The sequence below is a fragment of the Streptomyces hazeniae genome, assembly GCF_031845485.1.
GTDB classification, from domain to species: Bacteria; Actinomycetota; Actinomycetes; order Streptomycetales; family Streptomycetaceae; genus Streptomyces; species Streptomyces hazeniae.
This window is the reverse complement of the sequence record NZ_JAVREQ010000212.1, coordinates 1-429: the sequence shown is the minus strand read 5'-3', so window position 1 is coordinate 429 and position 429 is coordinate 1. Positions and strand designations below refer to the sequence as shown.

1 protein-coding gene is annotated in these 429 nt (G+C 69.9%); it reads left to right on the top strand.

Features of this window, described 5'->3' with window-relative positions; all coding sequences use genetic code 11:
* Positions 1 to 429: AMP-binding protein (locus tag RM572_RS29375; protein ID WP_311676385.1), on the top strand; the 429-nt coding region annotated here is incomplete at both ends.

The following is a 429-nucleotide window of genomic DNA, read 5'->3' as shown; positions in this document are numbered from 1 at the left end:
CCCTCGCCACCCTCAAGGCCGGCGCCGCCTACACCCTCCTCGACCCCGACTTCCCCACCACCCGCCTGACCACCATCACCGGCCACTCCCACGCCACCCACCTCATCACCACCACCAGCCACAACACGGAGTGGTCCAGCGATGCGATCCGCGTGGTCCTCCTGGACCGCGACGCAACCACCATCGCCACCCAGCCGGCCACACCACCAGGCATCCCCATCACGCCCGACGACACCGCCTGCGTGATGTTCACCTCCGGCTCCACCGGCACCCCCAAAGGCGTCGCCACCCCCCACCAAGCGCTCACCACCACCCTCACCCACCAGCACTTCACCACCACCGCACCCGGCGACACCTGGCTCCAGTGCTCCCCCATCCCCTGGGACGCCTACGCCCTCGAACTCTTCACCCCCCTCCTCCACGGCGCCA